General features: G+C 46.0%; 23 protein-coding genes and 1 CRISPR repeat array (1 of these 24 cut by a window edge). Of the genes, 6 read left to right on the forward strand and 17 right to left on the reverse strand.

All coding sequences use genetic code 11. The features are described 5' to 3' along the window. A CRISPR array of direct repeats spans nucleotides 1-2,132; the repeat unit is 36 nt; unit sequence GCCGCAATTCACCTTTCCCCGCAAGGGGATTGAAAC; it begins 536 nt to the left of the window's first position. A gap of 88 nt (nucleotides 2,133-2,220) precedes the next feature. From rpsO to aroF, 3 genes are all read left to right on the forward strand, one after another. Then, on the forward strand, nucleotides 2,221-2,490 hold the full coding sequence (gene rpsO, locus JGK39_RS14935; RefSeq protein WP_293134126.1) for a 30S ribosomal protein S15: 270 nt from the start codon (nucleotides 2,221-2,223) through the stop codon (nucleotides 2,488-2,490). Nucleotides 2,491-2,660: 170 nt separating this feature from the next. Then, nucleotides 2,661-3,137: a PAM68 family protein gene (locus JGK39_RS14940; protein ID WP_293251124.1), complete on the forward strand. Its 477-nt coding sequence runs from the start codon at nucleotides 2,661-2,663 to the stop codon at nucleotides 3,135-3,137. A 260-nt stretch (nucleotides 3,138-3,397) separates the two neighbouring features. Next, entirely contained in the window at nucleotides 3,398-4,459 is a 1,062-nt protein-coding gene (gene aroF / locus JGK39_RS14945; RefSeq protein ID WP_293251126.1) for a 3-deoxy-7-phosphoheptulonate synthase, read from the forward strand. Between the two features lie 377 nt (nucleotides 4,460-4,836). On the opposite strand, the gene JGK39_RS14950 is transcribed toward aroF, so the two are convergent. The 5 genes from JGK39_RS14950 to JGK39_RS14970 form a co-directional block, all read right to left on the reverse strand. Beyond that, nucleotides 4,837-5,970 (reverse strand): DNA cytosine methyltransferase, encoded by a 1,134-nt coding sequence (locus JGK39_RS14950; protein WP_293251128.1) that lies wholly within the window; start codon nucleotides 5,968-5,970, stop codon nucleotides 4,837-4,839. Nucleotides 5,971-6,089: 119 nt separating this feature from the next. After that, nucleotides 6,090-6,860 carry a Uma2 family endonuclease gene (locus tag JGK39_RS14955; RefSeq protein WP_293251130.1) on the reverse strand — a complete coding sequence of 257 codons (771 nt, stop codon included), beginning with the start codon at nucleotides 6,858-6,860 and terminating at the stop codon, nucleotides 6,090-6,092. Between the two features lie 159 nt (nucleotides 6,861-7,019). Next, complete coding sequence (gene hisS, locus JGK39_RS14960) at nucleotides 7,020-8,297, reverse strand: histidine--tRNA ligase (protein WP_293251132.1); 1,278 nt, start codon at nucleotides 8,295-8,297, stop codon at nucleotides 7,020-7,022. Between the two features lie 95 nt (nucleotides 8,298-8,392). Then, nucleotides 8,393-8,677 (reverse strand): hypothetical protein, encoded by a 285-nt coding sequence (locus tag JGK39_RS14965; protein ID WP_293251174.1) that lies wholly within the window; start codon nucleotides 8,675-8,677, stop codon nucleotides 8,393-8,395. 34 nt (nucleotides 8,678-8,711) lie between these two features. Next, nucleotides 8,712-8,987 carry a helix-turn-helix transcriptional regulator gene (locus tag JGK39_RS14970; protein ID WP_293251134.1) on the reverse strand — a complete coding sequence of 92 codons (276 nt, stop codon included), beginning with the start codon at nucleotides 8,985-8,987 and terminating at the stop codon, nucleotides 8,712-8,714. A 60-nt stretch (nucleotides 8,988-9,047) separates the two neighbouring features. Between JGK39_RS14970 and JGK39_RS14975 the strand changes: the two genes are divergently transcribed. Together JGK39_RS14975 and JGK39_RS14980 are read left to right on the forward strand one after the other, a co-directional pair. Next, nucleotides 9,048-9,326: a hypothetical protein gene (locus tag JGK39_RS14975; protein ID WP_293251136.1), complete on the forward strand. Its 279-nt coding sequence runs from the start codon at nucleotides 9,048-9,050 to the stop codon at nucleotides 9,324-9,326. 87 nt (nucleotides 9,327-9,413) lie between these two features. Then, the gene (locus JGK39_RS14980; protein WP_293251138.1) at nucleotides 9,414-10,391 is read left to right on the forward strand and encodes a carbohydrate kinase; all 978 of its coding nucleotides are present in this window, start codon (nucleotides 9,414-9,416) and stop codon (nucleotides 10,389-10,391) included. 163 nt (nucleotides 10,392-10,554) lie between these two features. Here JGK39_RS14980 and JGK39_RS14985 read toward each other — a convergent pair whose 3' ends face one another. From JGK39_RS14985 to JGK39_RS15035, 11 genes are all read right to left on the reverse strand, one after another. After that, the gene (locus JGK39_RS14985; RefSeq protein WP_293251140.1) at nucleotides 10,555-11,043 is read right to left on the reverse strand and encodes a gluconokinase; all 489 of its coding nucleotides are present in this window, start codon (nucleotides 11,041-11,043) and stop codon (nucleotides 10,555-10,557) included. Between the two features lie 127 nt (nucleotides 11,044-11,170). Continuing rightward, the gene (gene aqpZ / locus JGK39_RS14990) at nucleotides 11,171-11,869 is read right to left on the reverse strand and encodes an aquaporin Z (protein ID WP_293251142.1); all 699 of its coding nucleotides are present in this window, start codon (nucleotides 11,867-11,869) and stop codon (nucleotides 11,171-11,173) included. A 508-nt stretch (nucleotides 11,870-12,377) separates the two neighbouring features. After that, a complete protein-coding gene (locus tag JGK39_RS14995; protein WP_293251144.1) occupies nucleotides 12,378-12,503 on the reverse strand; it encodes a hypothetical protein in 126 nt (41 codons plus the stop codon). Nucleotides 12,504-12,579: 76 nt separating this feature from the next. Beyond that, nucleotides 12,580-13,155: a transposase gene (locus JGK39_RS15000; protein ID WP_293296686.1), complete on the reverse strand. Its 576-nt coding sequence runs from the start codon at nucleotides 13,153-13,155 to the stop codon at nucleotides 12,580-12,582. Between the two features lie 299 nt (nucleotides 13,156-13,454). After that, nucleotides 13,455-14,777, reverse strand: a complete 1,323-nt coding sequence (locus JGK39_RS15005; protein WP_293302582.1) for a 3-isopropylmalate dehydratase large subunit — start codon at nucleotides 14,775-14,777, stop codon at nucleotides 13,455-13,457. A gap of 488 nt (nucleotides 14,778-15,265) precedes the next feature. Beyond that, complete coding sequence (locus JGK39_RS15010; protein WP_293296690.1) at nucleotides 15,266-15,814, reverse strand: hypothetical protein; 549 nt, start codon at nucleotides 15,812-15,814, stop codon at nucleotides 15,266-15,268. Between the two features lie 47 nt (nucleotides 15,815-15,861). Further along, entirely contained in the window at nucleotides 15,862-16,221 is a 360-nt protein-coding gene (locus JGK39_RS15015) for a DUF2442 domain-containing protein (RefSeq protein WP_293296692.1), read from the reverse strand. Then, the gene (locus JGK39_RS15020; RefSeq protein WP_293296694.1) at nucleotides 16,208-16,453 is read right to left on the reverse strand and encodes a DUF4160 domain-containing protein; all 246 of its coding nucleotides are present in this window, start codon (nucleotides 16,451-16,453) and stop codon (nucleotides 16,208-16,210) included. Before JGK39_RS15020 ends, JGK39_RS15015 begins: the two co-directional genes overlap by 14 nt. Before the next feature lie 139 nt (nucleotides 16,454-16,592). After that, nucleotides 16,593-16,907, reverse strand: a complete 315-nt coding sequence (locus JGK39_RS15025) for a hypothetical protein (RefSeq protein WP_293296695.1) — start codon at nucleotides 16,905-16,907, stop codon at nucleotides 16,593-16,595. Between the two features lie 170 nt (nucleotides 16,908-17,077). Beyond that, nucleotides 17,078-19,180 carry a tetratricopeptide repeat protein gene (locus JGK39_RS15030; protein WP_293296697.1) on the reverse strand — a complete coding sequence of 701 codons (2,103 nt, stop codon included), beginning with the start codon at nucleotides 19,178-19,180 and terminating at the stop codon, nucleotides 17,078-17,080. Next, nucleotides 19,173-21,152, reverse strand: coding sequence for a 5'-methylthioadenosine/S-adenosylhomocysteine nucleosidase (locus tag JGK39_RS15035; RefSeq protein ID WP_293296699.1), 1,980 nt, complete (start codon nucleotides 21,150-21,152; stop codon nucleotides 19,173-19,175). The genes JGK39_RS15030 and JGK39_RS15035 overlap by 8 nt, the downstream gene beginning before the upstream one ends. A gap of 369 nt (nucleotides 21,153-21,521) precedes the next feature. Here JGK39_RS15035 and JGK39_RS15040 point away from each other — a divergent pair, with 369 nt between their 5' ends. After that, a complete protein-coding gene (locus JGK39_RS15040) occupies nucleotides 21,522-21,776 on the forward strand; it encodes a hypothetical protein (protein WP_293296701.1) in 255 nt (84 codons plus the stop codon). 11 nt (nucleotides 21,777-21,787) lie between these two features. On the opposite strand, the gene JGK39_RS15045 is transcribed toward JGK39_RS15040, so the two are convergent. Continuing rightward, on the reverse strand, nucleotides 21,788-23,373 hold a 1,586-nt coding region (locus tag JGK39_RS15045), incomplete at its 5' end, for a CHAT domain-containing protein (RefSeq protein ID WP_293251162.1).

Below are 23,373 nucleotides of genomic sequence, written 5' to 3' on the forward strand. Positions count from 1 at the left end.
CAATTCACCTTTCCCCGCAAGGGGATTGAAACTTTGCGATATATGATTCAGCCCCTTCTGTACTTTTAAGCCGCAATTCACCTTTCCCCGCAAGGGGATTGAAACGAGTCTCCTGGTTATATTGAGCTTCGGTAATCTTACGTGACGCTGCCGCAATTCACCTTTCCCCGCAAGGGGATTGAAACCGCCAACCCAAGCCGACTGGATAGCCGAGCATCTTGGCGACATGCCGCAATTCACCTTTCCCCGCAAGGGGATTGAAACATTGACATATCGGAGGCTTTGAAGCCAGTCGCAGGGCCGAGATTAAGCCGCAATTCACCTTTCCCCGCAAGGGGATTGAAACTTAAAACTCAAACTCTGAAGATGGTAACTGATAAGCGCCGCAATTCACCTTTCCCCGCAAGGGGATTGAAACTTTCTTTTTTGTTGGGACGAAGCGTTCGAGCAATCGACGGCCGCAATTCACCTTTCCCCGCAAGGGGATTGAAACACTTGGTCATTATCAGAAACTACATGCACAGCGTTTTGGCCGCAATTCACCTTTCCCCGCAAGGGGATTGAAACTCTATAGTTTCTGTTGCCTTAACATTTTCAAATTCAGCCGCAATTCACCTTTCCCCGCAAGGGGATTGAAACCATCCGGGTGCACCGTTTGACAGGGTGCAGGGTTTGCAGGCCGCAATTCACCTTTCCCCGCAAGGGGATTGAAACTTGAGTTTGAGGTGCGGCGTTAGGGCCGCCTACACCTGCCGCCGCAATTCACCTTTCCCCGCAAGGGGATTGAAACAGGCTAGCTGGGCGGTTAAAAATTAGACAAACAAAAGCCGCAATTCACCTTTCCCCGCAAGGGGATTGAAACATGGCTGTCCAGATGCCAAACTTTGCGATTCCAAATAGCCGCAATTCACCTTTCCCCGCAAGGGGATTGAAACCTTGAGCAAAAGTCCAATCTTTACAAAATTTATACAGGCCGCAATTCACCTTTCCCCGCAAGGGGATTGAAACGTAAAAATTTTAGGATCGGGAGAGTGGTAACCCTTTTGAGCCGCAATTCACCTTTCCCCGCAAGGGGATTGAAACTAGGTTTGGGCCAACCTGGGCAGTCCTCGCACTTTGCCGCAATTCACCTTTCCCCGCAAGGGGATTGAAACTGTAAATAGTCAAAAGGCAGCTCACCCCAGTAGTCCTGAGCCGCAATTCACCTTTCCCCGCAAGGGGATTGAAACCTCGTAAAAGAGCCCGGTTTCCAAATTGAAACAGGTAAATGCCGCAATTCACCTTTCCCCGCAAGGGGATTGAAACGCTACGAGATCGGTATCTGTATGGGTTATGGAGTACCACGCCGCAATTCACCTTTCCCCGCAAGGGGATTGAAACCTAAGGCAATCAATGATCACTTCATATTGCTATCACAGCCGCAATTCACCTTTCCCCGCAAGGGGATTGAAACCTTAATATAGGGCCCGCTGTCTCACGATGGGAATAACGTGATGCCGCAATTCACCTTTCCCCGCAAGGGGATTGAAACTCTGGTAGTGGTGCTGCCAAGGTGCATGTGATCTTTAAGCCGCAATTCACCTTTCCCCGCAAGGGGATTGAAACTTAGGTGGAGGATTCTTCATGCCCAAGACTGGGGCCCGAGTCTTATAGAGCCGCAATTCACCTTTCCCCGCAAGGGGATTGAAACTATTACCTAGTAGATGGGTAGTTATCCATCCCTGGGAGGTCATCAAGGCCGCAATTCACCTTTCCCCGCAAGGGGATTGAAACAAAATATCTAAATTATTACTAATATATCCAAAGCCGCAATTCACCTTTCCCCGCAAGGGGACTGAAACTGAGCCCGAGCACCATCGCCGCGAGCAGTGCGAGCCCGGCCGCAATGCCGCAATTCACCTTTCCCCGCAAGGGGATTGAAACAAAATACCTCTTTCATTACTTCTTCGGTGCCAGTTTTCGCCGCAATTCACCTTTCCCCGCAAGGGGATTAAAACAAAAAGCACTCTTCAATAAGAGCGCTGAAGCGCAACTACGTACCGTCGCAATTCACCTTTCCCCGCAAGGGGATTGAAACGCTTTATTAGCTTTAATTGCCGCAATTCATCTTTCCCCCCAAGGGGATTGAAACCGCCTTGGGCATTGCCGTGTCCTCAGTTACTCAATCTGTGATACAATCGCAGATTGTGACGATCGTACAAAAAAACATAAACTCAATTCATGGCACTTACACAACAACGCAAACAAGAAATCATGGGCGATTTTCAAACCCATGAAACCGACACAGGCTCAGCAGATGTGCAAATCGCCATGCTGAGCGATCGCATCAGCAAACTCAGCGCCCACCTGAAAATCAACCAAAAAGACTTCGCCTCCCGGCGCGGTTTGATGATGATGATCAGCCGCCGCAAGCGCCTGCTGGCCTACCTGCAAAAGGAAAATGTCGATCGCTACAAAGCATTAATTGCCCGTTTAGGCATTCGCGGCTAAACAGCCAAGCGAAAATTTGCGACAATATTCAAGAATCTTGGACAAACACCAGCAGGATTTACGCACCGATCGCAAATCCGTGTCAAACCGTTGATTAACCGTCAGAGTTGCGTAAACCCTCGCCAAGATTTATTGAATAATTGTTCGAGATTTCAGGTTAAACAAAAAATATGTCCTCCGAACCACCCACCCAGCGCTTACCCTTTGAACCGGCCTCAAATCGGAAAAAAACCGCTAAAAAGCCCCCAGAAACCGAAGCAAGCACAGTCACAGAAGAACCAAAATTAGACAAACAGCCCAAAGCCACCAAAAAAACTGGCCCGCAGGCGCAATCCATCCCAGAAGCAGTCAGCAAACGCATGATTTCCCGCATCGCGGTATTCTGCGGCGCCCCGACTATTCTGGGAATTTCCACATTTTTTGTGAGTTATTTGATAGTCAGCAAGGGCTGGTTTGACTTGCCCAACACAGCGGTATTGTTGGTAAGCATGGGCTGTTTTGGTCTAGGCGTACTTGGATTGAGCTATGGAGTCCTCTCGGCTTCTTGGGATGAAGAAGCTTCAGGAAGCACTCTGGGATGGGAAGAATTTAATACCAATTTTGGACGGATGCGGGAAGCGTGGCGCGCGGCTAAGCCGAAAAGTTAGAAGTCATCAGTCCTCAGTCCTCAGTCATTAGTCAACAGTCATTAGTCAATAGTGAATTGCTAGAGGGATGGACGACTAAAGAAACCGGGTTGTTTACCGAATATGGTGGCTGCGACGCAGAATTATCGTAAAAAAACCCGGTTTCTAACCACGCTTGCGTCCAAGACTATAAATAGAAGCTCGATCGCACGGCATCTATTTTTATCAGTACATCCATGTCATAATGCGTGTCTTAGCGCAACAGACCAAGGGAAAAAAATATGATTATTGTCATGAAAGCCGGCACTCCAGCAGCCGAGATCGATCGCCTAGACGAAGAACTCCGCACTAGCTGGGGTTTGACACCCGAAAAAATTGTCGGGCGTTACAAAACCGTCATGGGTTTGGTAGGCGACACCGTTGAGCTCGAACCGATGCAACTGCGCGAAATGAGCACCTGGATTGAGGAAGTGCTGCGGGTGGAAAAACCCTACAAACGTGCTTCTCTGGAATACCGCCAAGGTGAACCCAGCGCCGTAGAAGTCGCTACTCCTTTGGGAATTGTGACGATCGGCTTAAATCACCCGATCGCAGTCGTAGCAGGCCCTTGCTCGGTCGAAAACGAAGAAATGATTGTTGAAACGGCAATGCGCGTCAAAGCTGCTGGCGCTCAATTTTTGCGCGGTGGAGCCTACAAACCGAGAACTTCCCCCTACGCTTTCCAAGGACACGGCGAGAGTGCTTTGGGACTGCTGGCGGCAGCGCGGGAAGCTAGCGGTTTGGGAATTATTACCGAAGTTATGGATGCGGCGGACTTAAGTGCGATCGTAGAAGTAGCCGACGTAATCCAAGTCGGAGCCCGAAATATGCAGAATTTCTCGCTGTTGAAGAAAGTCGGAGCTCAAGACAAACCAATTTTGCTGAAGCGCGGCATTTCCGCCACCATTGAAGAATGGTTGATGGCAGCCGAGTATATCATGGCTGCGGGCAATCCCAACGTGATTTTGTGCGAGCGCGGAATTCGCGGCTATGACAGGCAGTATACGCGGAATACGCTGGATTTGTCGGCGGTTCCAGTGCTGCGAACCCTGACTCACTTACCAGTTATGGTTGACCCGAGTCACGGCACCGGTTGGGCGCAGTTTGTACCTTCGATGGCCTTTGCGTCGATCGCCTCGGGTACAGATTCGCTGATGATAGAAGTGCACCCGAATCCGAAAAAAGCCTTGTCTGACGGGCCGCAATCTTTAACACCGGATCAGTTCGACAAGTTGATGGAAGAATTGGCTGTAATTGGTAAAGTCATGAAACGCTGGCCGCAACCAGTGCCAGTTTTCGCGTAGAAATATCAATCAGTAGGTCATCAAAAACCGTAGTATCTACAAGGTACTATGGTTTTTTTGTGCTTACCATCTACTCATTAAGTTAAATCGTGTGCGAATTGGTTCGTAGTGCGGACTTCAGTCCGCAGAATAAGAGCGGACTGAAGTCCGCACTACGAACGGTTTTTGGCGATCGCGCTTTTCTTCCTGTTCTAACAAATTCTCCCACAGGGCGATCGCTTTCGGTCTCACACAGCGCGATATTTTTACCGCAGTTATGATATATTTTTACGGGAGCTGAGATTAAAAAAAGCATTTTTTCTTTGAGTGCGATCGCGCCCGAGTTCGCGTACAATACTCTAAATGCAAAACTGAGATGCTCCCAATTAACAAACAATTCATAGCAACTCCAAACTTTGCTCAGAAACCTCTAATTCTGCGTGTTTTAATCGCTCTTGAATTGACATACCCTGCAATTTTTCACTCATTTTATATAAATCCACTTGCGGATAATTGCCTTGAAATAGCGGGATTAGAGACTGAACAACAGCAGCGATTCCCTCGGGCGGTACAGCATTCCCAATCTGTCGGCGCACTTCGGTAACTGAACCTTCAAATACAAAATTATCGGGAAAAGTTTGCAGCCTCGCCCTCTCCCGATTTGTCAGTGCACGCGGTTCTGGATAATGATAACCCCAGGTGCCGCCGCCGCCGCCAGCAATGATTGTAGATGATGGTTTATCGGGATGAATTCGCCGATAAACGTGGCTGATCATGCCTTTTACATAGTAGGGACTGTCTTTGGGAATATCTGAAAAATTTCCTCCCGCTTTGATTCGATTCAAAATTTCAACCGTGCGATCGCGAATTTGATGATTTTGGTTATTTTCCACAACTTGCTCGACATCTTGGAGTGCTTCGCCCGCTGTGCGATAATGATTTTGGCGATTAGGGCCGTATTCTGCTTGAGGATGCACGAAATCAAATCCTGTATCCATCCGAATACCAACTAATAATACTCTTTGCCGAAATTGTGGAACTCCGTAATCGGCAAAGTTGTAAAGTTTTGGTTTGACTAAATAACCTGGTGCAATAGTTTCAAAGTCGGAAATTATTTGTTTGATTGCTTGATAATTATTGGCGCTTAATAAACCTTTGACATTTTCTGCTACAAAAGCTTTGGGCTTTTTCTTGTTGACAAAATCGAGGAAGTATGTATATAAATTGCCTCTAGTTCCTTCAAGTCCGGGGCGCTTCCAAATTAGGGAGAAATCTTGACAGGGGAAGCCTCCTATACATATTTCAGCTTCGGGAACTTGTGCAATGTCTATGTTTTCTATGCTGTCGTTGATAATGACAGGGGCAATGTTTCTGCTGAAAGTTTTGCAGGCGTATGGATTGGAGTCGATCGCCCAAACGACATCAAACCCAGCTTTGTGAAATGGCAAATCCATACCCCCGCAACCGGAAAACAATGATATCAGTTGCGGTTTGGTTTTCCAGGTTACGTCTTTGAGGCGTTCGAGTGACATATTAGTTCGCAATGGGACAATAGCCGGCTGAATGCCCGCAACACTCTTGGTGTGATTATACCAAATAGTCGTCAGGTATGCTGTGCAAACCGTACTAAGAGTCGATCGCCTTTAAATTTTCACTCTTCGTCATCTAAGGTGATTCCAGCTTGACGCAATTTTTCTGCTAGTCTTTGGGCGCGGAGCCGTTCTTCTTCAGCCCGTTGTCGTTCTTGCTCAGCCCGCTCCTCCGACCATAACAATAACTCACCGCCCGCATTCCACCACCTCAGCCAACAGCCTGTTCTGCCTTCGTGGGTTCCTTCCCAAACTCCTAAAAACAAGTCCAATCCAGGTATCCAATAACGCCCGTTTTCATCCGTTTTTTGCAAGTTGTAGTGCTCTGATTCCAAAGCATAAACTTCTAAACGAGCTGTTTTTGCTCGGAATATGACGTATCTAGGGACTTTGATTACTTGTTCGTAAAAAAACCACTTTCCCACCCGTGAGGTAAATTCTACAGAGTATTCTTCTCCGTAGGTTTCCGAGAGAAATTCCATGACGATTTGAGGAATTATCCCTTCTGTGTGTGGCGTGTAACTGCGGCGGATTTGCGAGACATTTGGGGAATTAACGGGTTTCACGTACATCCAATCAGGTGCTTTGCAAATAGTTCGCTGTTCGTCGGTGGCTGCTTCTGGGAAACTTATGCCGGCACAAAGGGCAAAGTTGGAAACTATTAAAGCATCCTGGATTAATTCGGGAAATTCTGTTAGGGGCTGGCGTAAAGCTGCGGCTAACAATGGTTGGCTTTCATCTTCCACGGGGTCATCTGGTAGTTGGAAATCTTCTGGTAGTAGCGGCCAGGTGATTGTGAGCTTTGTGGCTGAGTTTTTAGTTGCTACAAACATAGTTTATCAGAGTTAGTAGTTTTATCGATCCGCCAGGGGTTTCAACCCCTGGCTAATAGCTAAAGTCCTCTTAAGAGGACTGAGAAGAAGACTGTTAAAATAATTAGTCCTCTTCAGAGGACTTTAGCTTTGAGGCAGGGAATTCATTCCCTGCCGGACTTAATATGCAGCCATTATCCTCTGCTGTAGTTCATCTGTCATGGCTAGCAGTTCAGATTGCGCGATCGCACTTTGTTCGCCACTCGCCAACCACTTCAATTGTACCGTCTCATTTTCAGCTTCCGCATCCCCCAAAACCAAACACGCAACTGCACCGCTTCTGTCAGCTCTTTTAAACTGTTTCCCAAAAGCACTGCCGCTCAAATCTATCTCGACACTAAAGCCCGCACTCCGCAATTTTTGAGCTAACAATATTGATTGCTGTTCGGCTTTTTTGCCCCTGGATACCAAATAGAAATCCAACTCCGGAACGGGCAAAGGTTGCAACTTTTGCAACAGGATAATCAACCGTTCAACACCCATCGCCCAGCCGACTGCCGCCGTATCGGGGCCGCCCAATTCCTTGACTAAACCGTCGTAGCGGCCGCCTCCGCAAACTGTTGCTTGCGCTCCCAAATCGTCGGAGATAATTTCAAATGCGGTGTAGGTATAGTAATCTAAACCGCGCACCAATCGGGGATTTAACTGATAGGTAATTCCTAAATTTGCGAGCATTTGCTGCACTTCCTCGAAGTGCGATCGCGATTCGTCGCCCAAATATTCCAAAATACTCGGCGCACCAGCAACAATCTCTTGAGTGCGCTGATTTTTGCTGTCCAAAATCCGCAGCGGATTGCGAGTCAATCGGTCTTGGGAATCCGCGTCTAATTCGGATTTGTACGGTGTAAAATAATCAATCAATGCTTGCCGATAATTTTGTCTGTCTTGCTTATTTCCGACAGAATTGATATCGAGGCGCAAATTTTTTAAGCCGATCGCTTGCAGGATATCGCAGGCGATCGCAATTACCTCCACATCTGCCCGCGGATCGGCAGTTCCCAAAACTTCTACGCCGATTTGGTGAAATTGGCGCATCCGTCCCTGCTGAGGACGTTCGTAGCGAAACATCGGCCCCGCGTACCAAAGACGCTGCAATCCACCTTGAGCTTCTAAACTATTTTGAATAAAAGCTCGCACTACTCCGGCTGTGCCTTCTGGGCGCAGAGTAATCGATCGATCGCCCTTATCTTTAAAAGTGTACATTTCTTTGCCGACAACATCGGTAGCTTCGCCGATGCCGCGTTCAAATAAAGATGTTTGTTCAAAAATTGGCGTCCTAATTTCTCGATAAGCCGCTTTTTTTAAGATACTTCTGGCGATTTCTTCGATATTTTGCCAATATTGAATTTCAGCGGGCAAAATATCCCGCGTTCCCGTTAAAGTTGTAATTGCACTCATTTTTTTAGTCAGTCTTTATTTCTTAGTCCGCTTGGAGTGGACTTCGTCTGTGTGCCCGTAAACTCAGCGATTTCAATCGCCGAATCATCGAAGGATTAACCAATAACTAATGATTCCCAAGCTCCGTAGCGATCGCCATAATAAGCCAAAATGCGATCGACCCGCTGGCGGCAGGCCAAATCGAACCCATCAGGATACTGTATCCACAAACCCCCAACTTGGCTGTCGCTGTAATCAAACCGTTGCGACTGCTGCGGAATTAAACCAGTTTCCACCCCTTCAACTTGACGCAAATGGGCTGTCACTTCCCGATACACCGCCAGCGGCAATCCAGGGCATTGAATTTGATAGCGGAGTTGTTTTTCTTGTGCCGTTTGCATCATTTCTTTGCCTGTCCCCAACCATAACCCCTATTTAAGATACTTCTTTATCGATCGGCCCCGGTAGAGGGCAACAGTTAATATTGTCCAAACATACCTTCCCCCACTGCAAAGCCCAGCGCACCAGCGTAACTCGATTGTCAGCCCGCGTCTTGTTCAAGATATTGCTAATGTGGTTGTCAACAGTACGCTTGCTAATCTCTAACTTTTCAGCAATTTTCTCATTGGTCAATCCCGCCGCTACTAACTCTACCACTTGCAATTCTCTGTCCGACAGGGTGACAGGGGTGCCAGAGACGCTCCCGCTCATAAATTTTTCCTATGTCTGCATATTTACCTATATACAATTCTAGAGGATGAGGGATCTAGTATGAAGAGAAAATTAAATTGGCCCGGGTACGGGAGCGCCAACACCGCAAGCAGAATCGCTGCTTGCAAACTCAGCACCAACACCGCAAGTACCTGCACTGCTGGTGTGTGGGGTGGCGGATGCTGGCTGTACCTGGGTGAATCTGACATCTGGCAAAAAAAACCGCAGATGTTTGCACCTAAAACTGCTAATGATGCGCCCGCAGTGCTCTTCTACGTTGATGGTGTAAGTGTCAGTAGGAGTAAGTCTGATATTATAGGAGCAGCCCTTAAAAAATAGCTGGCAATTTTTCTAGGATGGGTTAAAAATAATTATTAACTTATCTACTACTGCTCTTAGATCTAAAATCTAAAATCTAAAATCAATATGACTTATCCTCGCGTTCTGTGTCTGGGTGAAATTTTATTTGATTGTTTAGCAGACAAACCAGGAGTATCTCTAGAAGAGGTAGAATCTTGGACGGCATATGCTGGCGGTGCTCCTGCTAATGTTGCCTGTGCTTTAGCTAAATTGGGGACGGCGGTGGGATTTATCGGTGCTGTAGGTGGGGATGAATTGGGGGATTCTCTGGTGCAGGTATTGCAAGAAGCAGGGGTTGATATCGCTGGAGTGCAGCGCCATCCGAGTGCGCCGACTCGACAAGTTTATGTCTTGCGGAATGAAGCGGGCGATCGAGCTTTTGCCGGTTTTGGTAAAATGGATACTGCGGATTTTGCCGACACCCGCTTCCAGGCTGCCCAAATACCCGAGGCGCTGTTTGAGAATGCGGAGTTTTTAGTGCTCGGCACTTTAGAATTAGCTTATCCTGAAAGTCGAGAGGCGATCGCACGAGCGATCGAACTAGCAGAACGTTACGACGTTAAAATTATAGTTGACATCAATTGGCGTCCCGTGTTTTGGCCAAATCCAGACGAAGCAAAAGCGCCCATCATAAAACTCTTAAAAAAAGTAGATTTTCTCAAGTTATCTGACGAAGAAGCCGAATGGTTGTTTGGAACTAGCGACGCTGGAGCTATTACCTACCGCCTCGATTCTGTAGAAGGCGTTTTGGTGACGGCGGGCGATAAAGGTTGCTCCTATTGTATGTCGGAAAATGAAGGAAAAATCCCCGCCTTTGCAGTAGAGGTTGAGGATACAACAGGTGCCGGCGACGGGTTTGTCGCTGGTTTTGTGCGGCAGTTGTGCAAGTATGGAATTAAGAATTTAGCAGATCCCGAAATCGCCCAAAACATTGTAACCTATGCGAGCGCGGTGGGTGCGATGACAGCGATGAAACCTGGAGCAATTGCAGCACAACCAACTGCGGCTGAAGTAGAAGCTTTCTTGTATTTGTACAAAAATTAGCACGCATAACATCAATAGGTTCGTAGTGAGGACTTTAGTCCTTCTTTCTGCGGACTAAAGTCCTCACTACGAACCTGCATAACATCAATAGGTTCGTAGTGAGGACTTTAGTCCTTCTTTCTGCGGACTAAAGTCCTCACTACGAACCTGTTTTATTTTGGGATTAACCGCACATCAGATGATTTTTAATTTGGAGCACCATTACCTCTAGGGGCTGCGAAGCATCGACGATTATTGCATCTTCCGGTTCTTCGAGAGTAGCGAATTGACTTGACAGCAAGTCTGCTTTCATGTAGTGATTTTCTCTATTTTTTAATCGGGCTGCAAATAGCTCAAAATCACCTTTGAGATAAACTATTTTCATCCGCTGCTTGTCTCGGCACAGCATTTCGCGGTAAGATGCTTTTAGGGCAGAACAAGCCAACACGACATTTTTATTTTCCAACAGCCACCTGTCTATTGTAGGTTGCAAGTGCAGCAGCCAAGGCAGGCGATCGCCATCTTCTAAAGGAATGCCCCGACTCATTTTCTCGATATTAGCTGGCGGGTGAAATTCGTCGGCATCGCTGAATTCCCAATGGAGAGATTGCGCTAGCAACTTGCCAACAGTAGTTTTGCCCGAACCGGAGACTCCCATCACCATAACAATCATCGCGCCCCTTTACCGAATACTTGGGATTCGATCGCGTTGTGCGATCGAAAAACCGAGTTTCTCAAGTTTTCTGATAAATATTGCATCAGAAAAACTTCAAGAAACCCAGTCTATTTCTAATTCTCGATCAAATTTCTTCCATAGTGGGTCTAATGAAATTATAAGCCAAAACGCCGATTATTCCACCAATCACCGGGAATACAATAAACGCCCACAACTGTTGGATTGCCCATGTTCCTTGAAAGAGTGCCACACCGATACTTCTAGCCGGGTTAACAGAAGTATTGGTGATGGGAATTCCGACTAAGTGAATCAACACCAGCATCAAGCCGATGGGAATTCCGCCCAAACCGACAGGATATTTGGGATGGGTAGTACCCATGATGGTAAATAATAGAAAAGCCGTCAGTACAATTTCCGTCAAAGCTGCTGCCAAAAGTCCGTAACCCGTGGGAGAATGTTCTCCAAAACCGTTAGACGCAAATCCCGAAGCGGCCGCATCAAAACCCGGTTTTCCGGATGCTATCAGATACAAAACAAGACCGCCTAAAATTCCGCCTAAAATCTGACCTCCTATATAATAAGGAAGCAAAACAGCATCGATCAGTTTAGCAACTACCAAACCGATGCTTACCGCTGGATTGATGTGGCATCCAGAGATAGGCCCGATTGTATAAGCCATGACTAAGAGGGACAACCCAAAAGCGATCGAGACTCCCAAAAAGCCGATTTTGTCTCCTGCTAAAACGGCACTGCCGCATCCACCTAATACCAGCACAAAAGTGCCAAAAGCTTCAGCAACTCCAATCTTTATCTTTTTGTTCATGTTCACACTCTCTAAAGTTTTAGATAGGTCAATTATGTACCCTGACTAAATCTGAAACCTTCACAATTGGATCTACGTTTTTTCCGCCAGTGATGCAACACTCATGATAACCTTTGATGATATGTAGCTCTAGTTCTTAGAACCTGTATTGGGTTAACTGAAATTGCACAATTTGGAATCAACAAATCTGGCTAACTTTACTACTTTATGAAAAACTTGTCAATACCTAGCTAATTTTTTGTATAAATTGTTCCACTTTCTGGTAAATATTTAGCTAATTTTTGTATAAATTGTTCCACTTTCTGGTAAATATTTAGCTATATTGTTATGTAAAACCATTTGAGATATATTTTGCGTAAATCTCAGAAACCGGATTTCTTTCTATATTTATTGTCACCCAATCCAAAAATTTAAAGAGGTCAAATGGGTTCTATAAATCCTGCGAGTTAGTAATTATTCGATTCAGAATAATTTACTTGGTTTCTTGCCTAAATTTGCGATCGCGATTTTACTGATTGTTGCTGTGCAAGCCGATCGCACTTCCAGCTAAAACATCCGCCCCAATCGGCTGGTACATCGGGCCTGTGAAGGGGCGAAAGTCTCGCCAATCGGCAGTTATCTTGCACAGTAACATTTCGTAGGGTGCGGGATGAACACTGGCAGGCTTATAAGTAGCGGGTCAAACCACTTTTTATGTAAGTCCTGTTGATTTATTCACCACACCTATAAGCAATGGCATCAAAATTTGGTATTTTCGGCTTTCTGTCATCACAACTACAGCACCAATTCACTGAATAAACATCTCTTTTAACCCATAAGTTAAAGCTGGAATAAGACCACAAATGCGGACAAGAAATTAAATTATGCTTGACAGGATTGTAGTGAATATAGTTTAAATGTTTTTCAAAATCATCTTCGTCGCAAATAGTGTGTTCCCAAAAGCGTCGATTCCAAACATCACTTTCTCGACGTTTGCGACGCGAAACAGAAACATTTTGAGGTAAATTTCCTTGGCCGCGCAAAGACTGTGTAAATATTTTTTTTATCCGTCCAAGACGCTTGGAGTATGCAGTATCATTAGGAGGCAATTTCCACAAAAAATGGATGTGATCTGGCAATACAACTGCCCCAAGAATTTCAAAAGGTTGTTCTGATTTAATCGCTGCTACAGCGTTGCGAAGTCGCGACACATTTTCTGGCTGTGAAAATAGCGGTGTGCGATTGTAGGTAACAAGCGTTAAAAAGAAAGTTCCACCAGGAAGGTAAAATCGGCGATAGTTTGGCATTGATATCGTCCTCCTACTTTTTGATAGGGCATCTTACATTTATCTTACACTCATCTTGTAGGGTGCGCAATGCGCACCTCAGATCGATGCGCGGTGCGCTTAGACTCATCTCGTAGGGTGCGCATTGCGCACCTTCAGACCGGTGCGCGGTGCACACCCTACACTCATCTCAGACCGGTGCGCGGTATCTCAGACCGGTGCGCGGTGCACACCCTACACTCATCTCAGACCGGTGCGCGGTGCACACCCTACACTCATCTCAGACCGGTGCGCGGTGCACACCCTAAATCAGCTACTTTCTAACGCAGGAATTCGCGCGGATCGGTGACGTGTCCCGTCAGCGCGGAAGCAGCCGCCGTGTAAGGCGAAGCGAGATAAACTTGCGCTTCTTTGTTCCCCATCCGGCCCGGGAAATTGCGGTTAGTTGTAGACACGCAAATTTCCGGTTCGTTCATCCGTCCAAAAGTGTCTTTCGGGCCGCCCAAACAAGCGGCACAAGAAGGCGCTGCGGGTTCGATGCAGCCTGCTGCTAAGAAGATTTCCGACAGAGTTTGACCGTCGTATTTAGTAACAAACAAATCTTCGTAAACTTTCTGAGTTGCCGGTACTAAATATGTCGGAACTTTGACTTGATTTCCTTTGAGAATGCGGGCGGCACTCAAAAAGTCGGAGGTTTTGCCGCCGGTGCAGGAACCGATGTAAACTCGATCAATCTTGACATCGCGGCAGTTGCGCGCCAAGTCGCGGTTGTCGGGGGAGTGCGGTTTGGCGACGACTGGTTCTAGTTTGCTGACATCGTAGGTGCGATCGCTATAAAATGTAGCATCCGCATCAGTGTAAAATGCCTCAAACGGCACATTAGTGCGAGGATTAACGTAATCAAACGTGGTTTTGTCCGCAGCCACAGTGCCGTTTTTGCCGCCAGCTTCAATCACCATATTGCACAGCGTCATCCGTTCTTCCATCGTCAAACGTTCCACTGTATCGCCCGCAAATTCCATCGTCCGGTAGTTAGCACCAGCAACGCTAATATCACCAATAATTTGCAAAATCAGGTCTTTTGCTAACAAATAATCCGGCAGTTCGCCGTTGAGTACAAACCGCATAGTTGCAGGAACTTTGATTAACAGTTTGCCGGTTCCCATGATAAAAGCAGCGTCCGTATTGCCGATTCCAGTCGCAAATTGTCCGAAAGCGCCGGCATTGCAGGTGTGGGAATCTGTCCCGAAGAGCACTTCGCCCGGGCGCGTGTGGCCTTCTTGGGCTAGGGCGATGTGGCACACTCCTTTATAGTCGGGATTTGCTTTAAAGTCCGATCGATCTGTGATGTCGTAAAAGTATTTTATCCCTTGTTCTGCAGCAAAATCGCGGAGAATATCGACGTTGCGGTTAGCGCGTTCGTCGTTGGTGAAAATGTAGTGGTCGGGAATGAGGACGATGCTGTCGGGATTCCAGACTTTAGCATTCTCGCCGAATTCGCGTTTGAAAACGCCGATGGTGCCGGGCCCGCAGACATCGTGGGTCATCAGCACGTCTGTTTCTACCCAAATATTTTCTCCAGGCTCGACTTTAGTGCGGCCTGATGCTTTGGCTAAGATTTTTTCGGTCAGGGTCATTCCCATAGTTCGATCGCTCTTTTTGGTGAGATGCTACATACTGTATTGTAAGCGAAACATTCGCTGTTACCGAGGATACTGAGGTAGGGACAGCCTTGGACGCACCACGATCGAAGAAACCGGGTTTTTTACTTAATTTGTGGATTACAGCGAAGAATTTTCATAAAAAAACCCGGTTTCTGGCCACCAGTGCGTCCAGGAATGAGGGAAATGTCTCGGATCGTTAGTTTCAACTTCAGACTGAAATCCACAAGCGTCATATTTAACAATTTTTGGAACATAAGTTCCCATTCAGTCCTTAATATTGTCAAAGAAAAAACCCGAAATATATTGACAACAAGTACCGTCAAATATTTTCAATATTCAACCAAAATTAAGCCACAAAGCTGTCCCTTTTGTTTTAATAAAAGTGGAAAAAATCGGTCAATTTTTAAATTAAAATATCTGCTTTTTTGGCTCAAATTCGGAATTTGATCGCTCGCAAATATATCGATTTATCGCCCCTTTGCCAAGTCGGCATACACGATAATTTCCCAACCCAAGATCAGGAGCAGGATTAGTTCAACCCCACCCAAAATATGGATTGCTAAAGCCGCGCCCGGTACTAAAACCCAGAAGGAAATTAAGGCAATAATTCCTGACACGACGAAGGTAATTTCATCAACAATCAGTTGCTCGATCTTGCGGCGCGATCGTCTACGATCGCTCCGGTGGGCAATTTCCCAGCCAAATAGAGATTCTACATCTGCGTGTCCGGTCTTTTCTTTGACCTTTTCGACTAAGGTGAGCCGAATATATCGCCCGATCGCACTTATCTTTTCATCGTTTATTAGGTACGTCCAGCCGAGAATCAAGGAAGCCCAGGGGAGGAGTAGAAAAGCGTAGTAGTTGGCGGAGTTGGAAACAGCAAAGGACACGATCGTACCGAACAAACCCAAGGTAACGTAGAGGAGGTTATCTCGGAAGCCAATCCGCTGGGTTTGCTCGGCTTTGAGTTTGTCGTATTCTAGCAGCCAGATTTTCAGGATGGGGTCTTCAGTCATTTTGTGTTCGGTTAAGATCAATGATTCGTGCTTTGACGGAAACCGGGCTAGGCAACAATTTGTTGCTGGTGGAGTTGTTCCATCCAGGTTTTAGTGCCGTAAATGCCTCGGAGGAGGGATGGGACAGTTAAATCGACATCGAGGGTTTCCCAATGTAAGCCTATACCGGATGGGGTAACTTCGACGGCGGCGAGGTCATCTGGGGTGGCGTTGGCTAGTCCTTGTCCCAGGTGATGGGGGAACATGAAGGTGGAACCATCTTTGAGGTGAATGACGATATTGCCGGAGGTGCGATCGTAGCAGGCTGAACGGGCGCGGGGTTCGGTGGTATTGGCAAGGATGGCGGCAGCTTCGGCGCGATCGAGTTGTTCTTTAAGTGCTGCTTCTGTGAATTCAAATTTCTCCATGAATTTGTCTCCATGCTTCTAATAGCTCGTTTTGATGAGCAGTCACCAGTTCTAGTGCTTTGACAGCATCGCCTCGCTTACCGTTTAATTGAATAATTTGCGGGGGATTTGCTGAACTGCCTAGATCGATTTTAACTTCACTGTCGGCATTCATGACATGAACGTGAGCTGGGAGATGGTCGTCAAAGTAAATCACGACTCTGAAGCCATTTTTTCTAAGGATGGTGGGCATTCGTTATCGGAAATGCGGGTTTCCAGACATTATGCCTGAATGAGGGGAAGTTAAATCAATTCTATAGTTAACTATGGATAGGTTTAGAAAAATTTTATGTAGCAGATTAAGCTCCGATCGCTTGGCGCTGGGAGTAAATTTATTCTATCAGCAAGTCGCGCAGTTCATCAGCAATGTCGGCGGGAGGATTGCCTGCCAGAGCACGTCCAATCAACCGTTCTGCTTCCCGGAGTTGGGCACACTCAATTGCAAGTACAGCGGCGCTCCGATGCAGTACAGAACGAGTCGGCTCAAAATCCCATTCGTTTGCGACTAAATCCGCTGCGGCGCGTTCTTTGGCAAAGACCGCTCTGGTGAGTGCAGTCACTTGGTCGATATCGCCGCGCTGACGGGCGAGAATGGCTCGATCGACCAGTTTCATTGCTTCGTGGTGAAGGGCTTCTACTATCTGCATTTTTTGACGATCCGTGCTTTGGGAGTGCCGAACTCGATGACAGACACATAGCCAGGAGCTACGTCATCTGAAGGGCGGATTTGTTCTAATTTCATGTTAACTCTCGCTTGGATCAGGCTGTCAGAACCTTAGCTAAGGGAATGCCTAATTCTGTAGCAATTGATTTGAATTTATTGAGATACTTTTCTAATGGAGTTAAGAACTGTCCTCTGCAAAAGTACCTTATGAACCAGTGAAACGGCAGCAGCAGCAGCTAATTGTTGGTACTCCTCATTTTTTTGACCATCTGCCCAATCAGAGATAGACTTTACTAAAATCCACGGAACGCCAACTCGCCCTGATGCTGCACATAGACCAGAACCCTCCATTTCACCACCTACAGCTTGTGGAAATTGTTGGAACAGAGCCGATTTGAATTCTCGATCATTAATCAGCTTTTCACCTGACAGAATAGGTCCAACTCGAAGATCGCAAGGAGATCCATCAATACCAAAAAACTCCCAATTATGAACATTCTCGAATCGGTTGAGCAGCGTTGTATTACTGGGTGGGATACTACCCCGGTTTTGAACAGGCTCACCAAGACGCTGTGGTTCGTATGAAATAATTTGTGAAGCAACTAGCACATCGCCTATCTTTTGCTTTTGTGAATCTTTACCAAAAGCAATGCCTACCATAATAATAGCTCTCGGCTTCCATATACGTTGCGCTTGCTCAGTCGCCAAAATAACCGATCCTTCACCGATTGATCCAATTCGACATTTTGTAACAACTGCTTTAAACGCGGCAAATTTACCTAAATAGTAAGTTTCGGGCCCCTCAAATATCTTGAAAATATTTTTTTTAGTTGGATATGGCTTTAAATTATCCAAGACCGCGTTAAGCTCTATGTTAGTAGCAGTAATAAGGACAATATCAATTTCATCTTTGAGCCAATCGAATTCCTTTAAGTCAATTTCTCTAAACATTCTAGTTTTAGATAGTTTTTCAACATTTTTTTCAACATCAATTTTTATTGCTAGTTTTAGACAATCCTCTTGTATAGGAAGTTTTAGTTCACGTGCAATCTCCAGAGCTTCTTTACAAGCTTTAATGGCTAGCTTTTTGTCTCTCGATTCGTCGTATACCTCTGCCATTTCTTTTAAGACTCGCGCCTCATCTGAACGACTACCTACTTTTTTAAATAGATATAAAGCTTGATGAAGCTTATCCAAAGATGACTCTTTTGTACCTCGTGAATCATCTAATTTTCTCTCCAACACTCCCACACGTGCTAAAGCTTCTGCTTCCTCTAGCAAAAGTCCGATTGAACGAGAAATAGTGAGAGACTGCTTATAGAAAGAAATAGCTGCGCGATATTCCTGTTGAATATAGAAAGTAAATCCTAAATGTAAAAGCATCTTAGCCTCACCCTCTGGATTTTCAATTAAATGGGTAATTTTAAGAGCGATTAAATGGCTTTCTACTGCTGCTTCATGATCTCCTATCAGGGAATAAACATTGCCAAGATCGGCAAGAGCTTGTATTTTTCCTAAGTTATCAGATATCTCTTTTGCTATTTTCAACTGCTCCTGAAAATACGGGATTGCTAGCTCATACTGTCCCATGTGAATCTGTATACTTCCCAATCCTGATTTTGCAGACATGACCAATTTTGGATATGATAGTTTTGATCCAATATCTTGAGCAGAAAGATAATAGGTATTTGCTTCTGGGTACTGTCCTAAAATTTTTGAGTTATGCCCTAAACCAATTAAGGCAGAAGCTTTTCCGTGCAAATCTTCAATCTGTATTGATGTTTTTAACTGCTGAGTATAATAATCAATAGAAGCATTGCAATTACCGCGAACAAACTCGACTAATGCTAAATTTTTTAAGCAGATTACTTTTAGATTGCAAACTTGTTTATCTGTTTCTGAGCTTAGCTCTAAAAGTTCCATTAATCTCATGGTGATTCCAGACAATTCATCATATTGTCCCCAAATATATAGTTGATTATATAGATCTTCATTGACATAAGGAAATATTTGAATAGAAAAAAGTTGAGCAACCCTATCTAAATCTTTGACTTCGCAAAGATGATGAAAGGCTTCTAGAAGACATCGAACTTGTTGTGGTTTTGATTCATCTAGTTGTGGCTGATAACTACTAAGCCAGTTAATAGCAGCTCGATACTGTGAACGGTTATCTCTTGGTTTTACCGACTTCAAGCTAGATGAGTCAAGGTTGAGTTGATCGAGAATATACTGACCGGGAGGTGTAATCTCACTCATCGGCTACTCCATTTATCTCATAATCCATTTGGCTCAGATGTTCCAGAGATACGCTGCGAATCAAATTATGTTGTCTTAACAAGTGCTGGTTGTTTTGAACTATTTCCTCAACAAGGTATCGCTCTCGTAACGTATCCAACGCTGCTTTTTGCTCTTCTTCGTTTCGATCCCAATCCTTTAGGTGGCTCAACCAAAAATCCTCTGGAACAGGGCATCGGTAGACAGATGATTCACAGAGTAAAATGTACGCCCATTTTGCATCGTTCCGTAGACGAGCAAAGTCTTTGTTAAAGCGCGAACGCACCTTTCTCCGCAGCGTCTTCGTAAACTGATCGAGTTGCCACTTATCCTTGGCTCCACTAGACTTTCCTTCTAGAGATTCCGCGATCGCCTTTTCAACTTCCTCAACCTCATTTCCGTATTTGTTCCAGTACGCAACAACATTGCCTTCAAACGGCTTATTCTTGATTTCTCCAGCAATCACCCGCAGTGCCAGAGGGTGTCCCTCATAGGCAGTTCCAATTCGTTCCAAGTAGAGTGTTCCTGCCGAAGTGGGGTTTATATCTAGTTGCGTTTTTTCAAACAAAGCCATCTGTTCTGGTTGCTCCAAACCTTTTAAAAGTTGGCAATACTTGAAGTTTCTAGATTTCGTACCGATGGCTTCAATTTGTCGAGGTAGGTCTTGAGAAGTCAGAATAATGCAGGTTTGACAGAGTTGTGCTTTCAAATAACTATCAAAGAACTTGAGCCACCATTCATCTTGAAAGTCATTCCAGCCCTGTTCCCCGTTGCCCTGTAAAATGTTCTCCAGTGAATCCATCAGCACCAGATAGCGATTCTCGCAGAGATGGCGAACCAATCGATACAGCAGTCGCTGAGGGTCTTTGCGGTCTTCAGTGGTAATCGATTCACCCCACTTCTCCAGCCAGCGTGCAGCAACACTGGCAAAATCTGAGGATTGCTGCTCATCCTCAAAGTTTTCCTGATGAAACCGAGTCCAATCGTTATCAAACCAATCTGCCAACTCTACCGCAAGCCGTTCACCTAATGCGGTTTTGCCAATGCCAGTAATCCCTACCAGCATGAGTAGACGACAGGATTCCTGAATTCGATAGCTTAAATCCCTGAGCAGCTTTGACCGCCCCACCCAGGCATCATCAAATGCAAAGAAGTTGCGAGAATTCGATGGGGAAGTCTCTGGAACAACTTGTTTACGAACAAGCGGAGGTGCTGATTTAAACTTTGCCAAAATCTCGAATGCAAAAGCACTAGCGTGACGAGCAGCAATTTCTTGATACCCTATCTTATCTACCTCAGTCTTATTATCAATCAAATCAGAAATTCCCCGAATAACCATCGCAGACACCTGCTGATTGGCACGCGCTGCCTCCAGGAAACCAAATCCTTCCATTTCAACAGCAACTGCATCCCCATAGTTCGATCGCAGAAATTGAAAAACCTCCGATTTCGTGGAAGCAATCACCTTCTGACCCGCTGCAATTGGCGCAAGAAAGACGCGAGGGATCGGCTCACAAACGGATAGTCTTTTCAGCCAGTCACCACTTCTGGCTTCGGCTCTGGCTCGTTGCTCTAGACTATAAGCAGACAAGCCAATTTCAGGTCGAGGCTTGAAAGTCTGTTCTGTTTTCCCTGACTCGTACCCGTAAACTTTAGTAGATGCGACAACATCACCAAGGGCTACATCTTTCTCTTTCATTCCCCCAGCTACTCCGAGAAAGAGGATAACATCAGGATTGAAATGAGCGATCGCTCTTTCTGCCTCCATTGCTGCACCGGGATTGCCGGCTCCAATTTCGACGATACCCACATCCCACACACCTTGAGACTGAGCGAACTTCCCCCGCTCATAAATCGTCCCCTGGGGATGAATCTCTTCCTGAAGATCGGACAGATAGACACGAACGGCAAGGTATTCAACTGAGAGAGCAGTCAGGATAACAGCACACGGCATAAGAGTTTATCTAGAGAAGCTTGTTGTCTACTATAACAATTTTTTTGGTGGTTGGGGATTAAAGATGTCCTTTCGATTTGGGATTTGGTATTTGGGATTTGGGATTGACCATAACGACCTTCACCTTACGAAATTATGCGGAATGTTATGTGTTGTTAAATAATCATAAGCTGTTAGTCATTTAAATTTATTGCTTGAACCCTTTACAGCATGGGGTCTGAGGCACAAATAGTGCAGTTTGAATGTCGAACAGCTTAGTTGATTCTCAGGATGTCAAGTATATTGGACATCGACCTAATTTAAACATTCAGTTTAGACCAAACCACTGTTTTGTAACAATTTGTGGAGAGGTCGAATGGAGGAATTATTATGATTTGTCACAAATTTCAACATTTCAAAGTAGATCTATTACCAAGCGATCGCACTCCCGAATCCGCAAAACCGATCGCCAAAACCACCCGATCGCCCAAAACATCCGCTGCGGGAATTGCGATCGGCACTCTGCTGATCCTGTTAGCACCGCCAGTTCAAGCTGCTAATGTAACATTCGTCTCTGATTGCCAATCATTATTGCTCTTTAGACGTGCAGATAATGAGGGCCGGGGCCCAACTACGTACCTATAAAACAAATCTGATTACCAAGGATTGCCAATCATTCTAAAAGCCGCCCAATAGTAGGGATGAGAAAAATTCCGAGTCCCCGTCTTTGCCATGGACGGAGGTAGCTGCACGTTACCCACAGAAGTCCGCAATATCCCCCCTTCAATGCGAACCTCTTGGCGCAACATCTCTAATTGCGCTTGCCGCAAGGCCTCAGCCTTCATCGGAGCACTTCTCAACTGGCCGTAAAAGTCCGCCATCAATCCCAAACTGCCCTCGTCGCTGACATACCAAAGAGTCGCTAGAGCCGATTTAACCCCTGCTTGCACGGCTAAACCGCCAAAACCCAACTCCGCCTCTCGATCGCCCACAGCAGTCCTGCAAGCACTCAAAACCAACATATCAACCTGCGGACTGCCCCATCCCATGTCCCGCAACTGATTCAAACGCAATTTAGTATCCCACAACTGAATAAAGGATTCGCTGGGGTTTCCCGATCGAAATTCGGCGTGAGTAGCCAAGTGAATTCTCCCAAAAGGGTACTGCTGGCGCTGCGATTTCAAATTTGCCAGAGTGAAAGCTTGGTTCAAGAAAGACTTACCGGGCGACTCCTGCGGGATAATTGTCGATACTTCTATTTCCACCGCAGGTAAAGGACTCATATCGGGAAATTGTGATGCCCCCATTGCCAGAACTTGCGTATTTGGCAACTTAGTGGTGCTGGTATCTGTCAAACTCAGACTCGGCATTGAACCGACGCTGTAACGCTCTATCAGAAAGCCTTTCCCGTCATGCAGCGCCGCCATCGGTATCGATCGCAACCCCATATCCGCAATAAAAGATAAATTCTGAATACCTTTGGCTTGTAACTCTGCCTCGATCGGCGCTATCATCCACTGGTAAAGCTGCTGAGCCAAGGGTAAATAAGTTTTAGTATTGCGTTTTACCGGATTAGTCAGTTCGTTGCGAAATTTCCGAATAGTTTCCATTACCTCGGCGCGAGAGGTTCCAGCGATACGCACGCGAAAGGGCGGGCTATCGGGGGCGATTACCATTACTTCGAGTTCGTCAGAGCTTTTAATTTGCTGTTCTACGCGCAACAGCGACGAACTGTTGTAAGGTCGATCGAATGTAGAACCATTGGGTACAAAGCTCATATATACAAGAGCTGGTTTGATACCTGTGGCTTGTGCGACGCTGCGAAGAATTTTTTGAGACTCTTCCAGGGTGGCGCGTTTATTTGTTTGTGGCAAATTCAGGTAATCGACAAACTCCCTGGTAAATCTGTTTTCTACCGGAAAAATAATGGCGCTGGGGTTAACTGGCAAGCTGGAAACGTCAATAATATTCGAGGTTTCGCGACGTGAATTAGGCTGTTGCAATGAACTAGATATCTGGTTTTGCTGTTGCAAGCTGGCAGAAAATAAAGGATTTGTGCTGGGAAGCCCGTTGCTGGAGAGCGCCGGAGCGAGTTCCGGTGTCGGTATCGGTGCGAGATTGATTGGTGCGGGAGCAGGGAGAATTTGAGTAATTGTCGGCGCTGGTGACAAATTCGAGTTCGGCGCTGGATTTTGAGTAATTGTCGGCGCTGGTGACAAATTCGAGTTCGGCGCTGGATTTT

This window comes from Microcoleus sp. PH2017_12_PCY_D_A (genome assembly GCF_020738565.1).
Taxonomy (GTDB): Bacteria; Cyanobacteriota; Cyanobacteriia; order Cyanobacteriales; family Microcoleaceae; genus Microcoleus.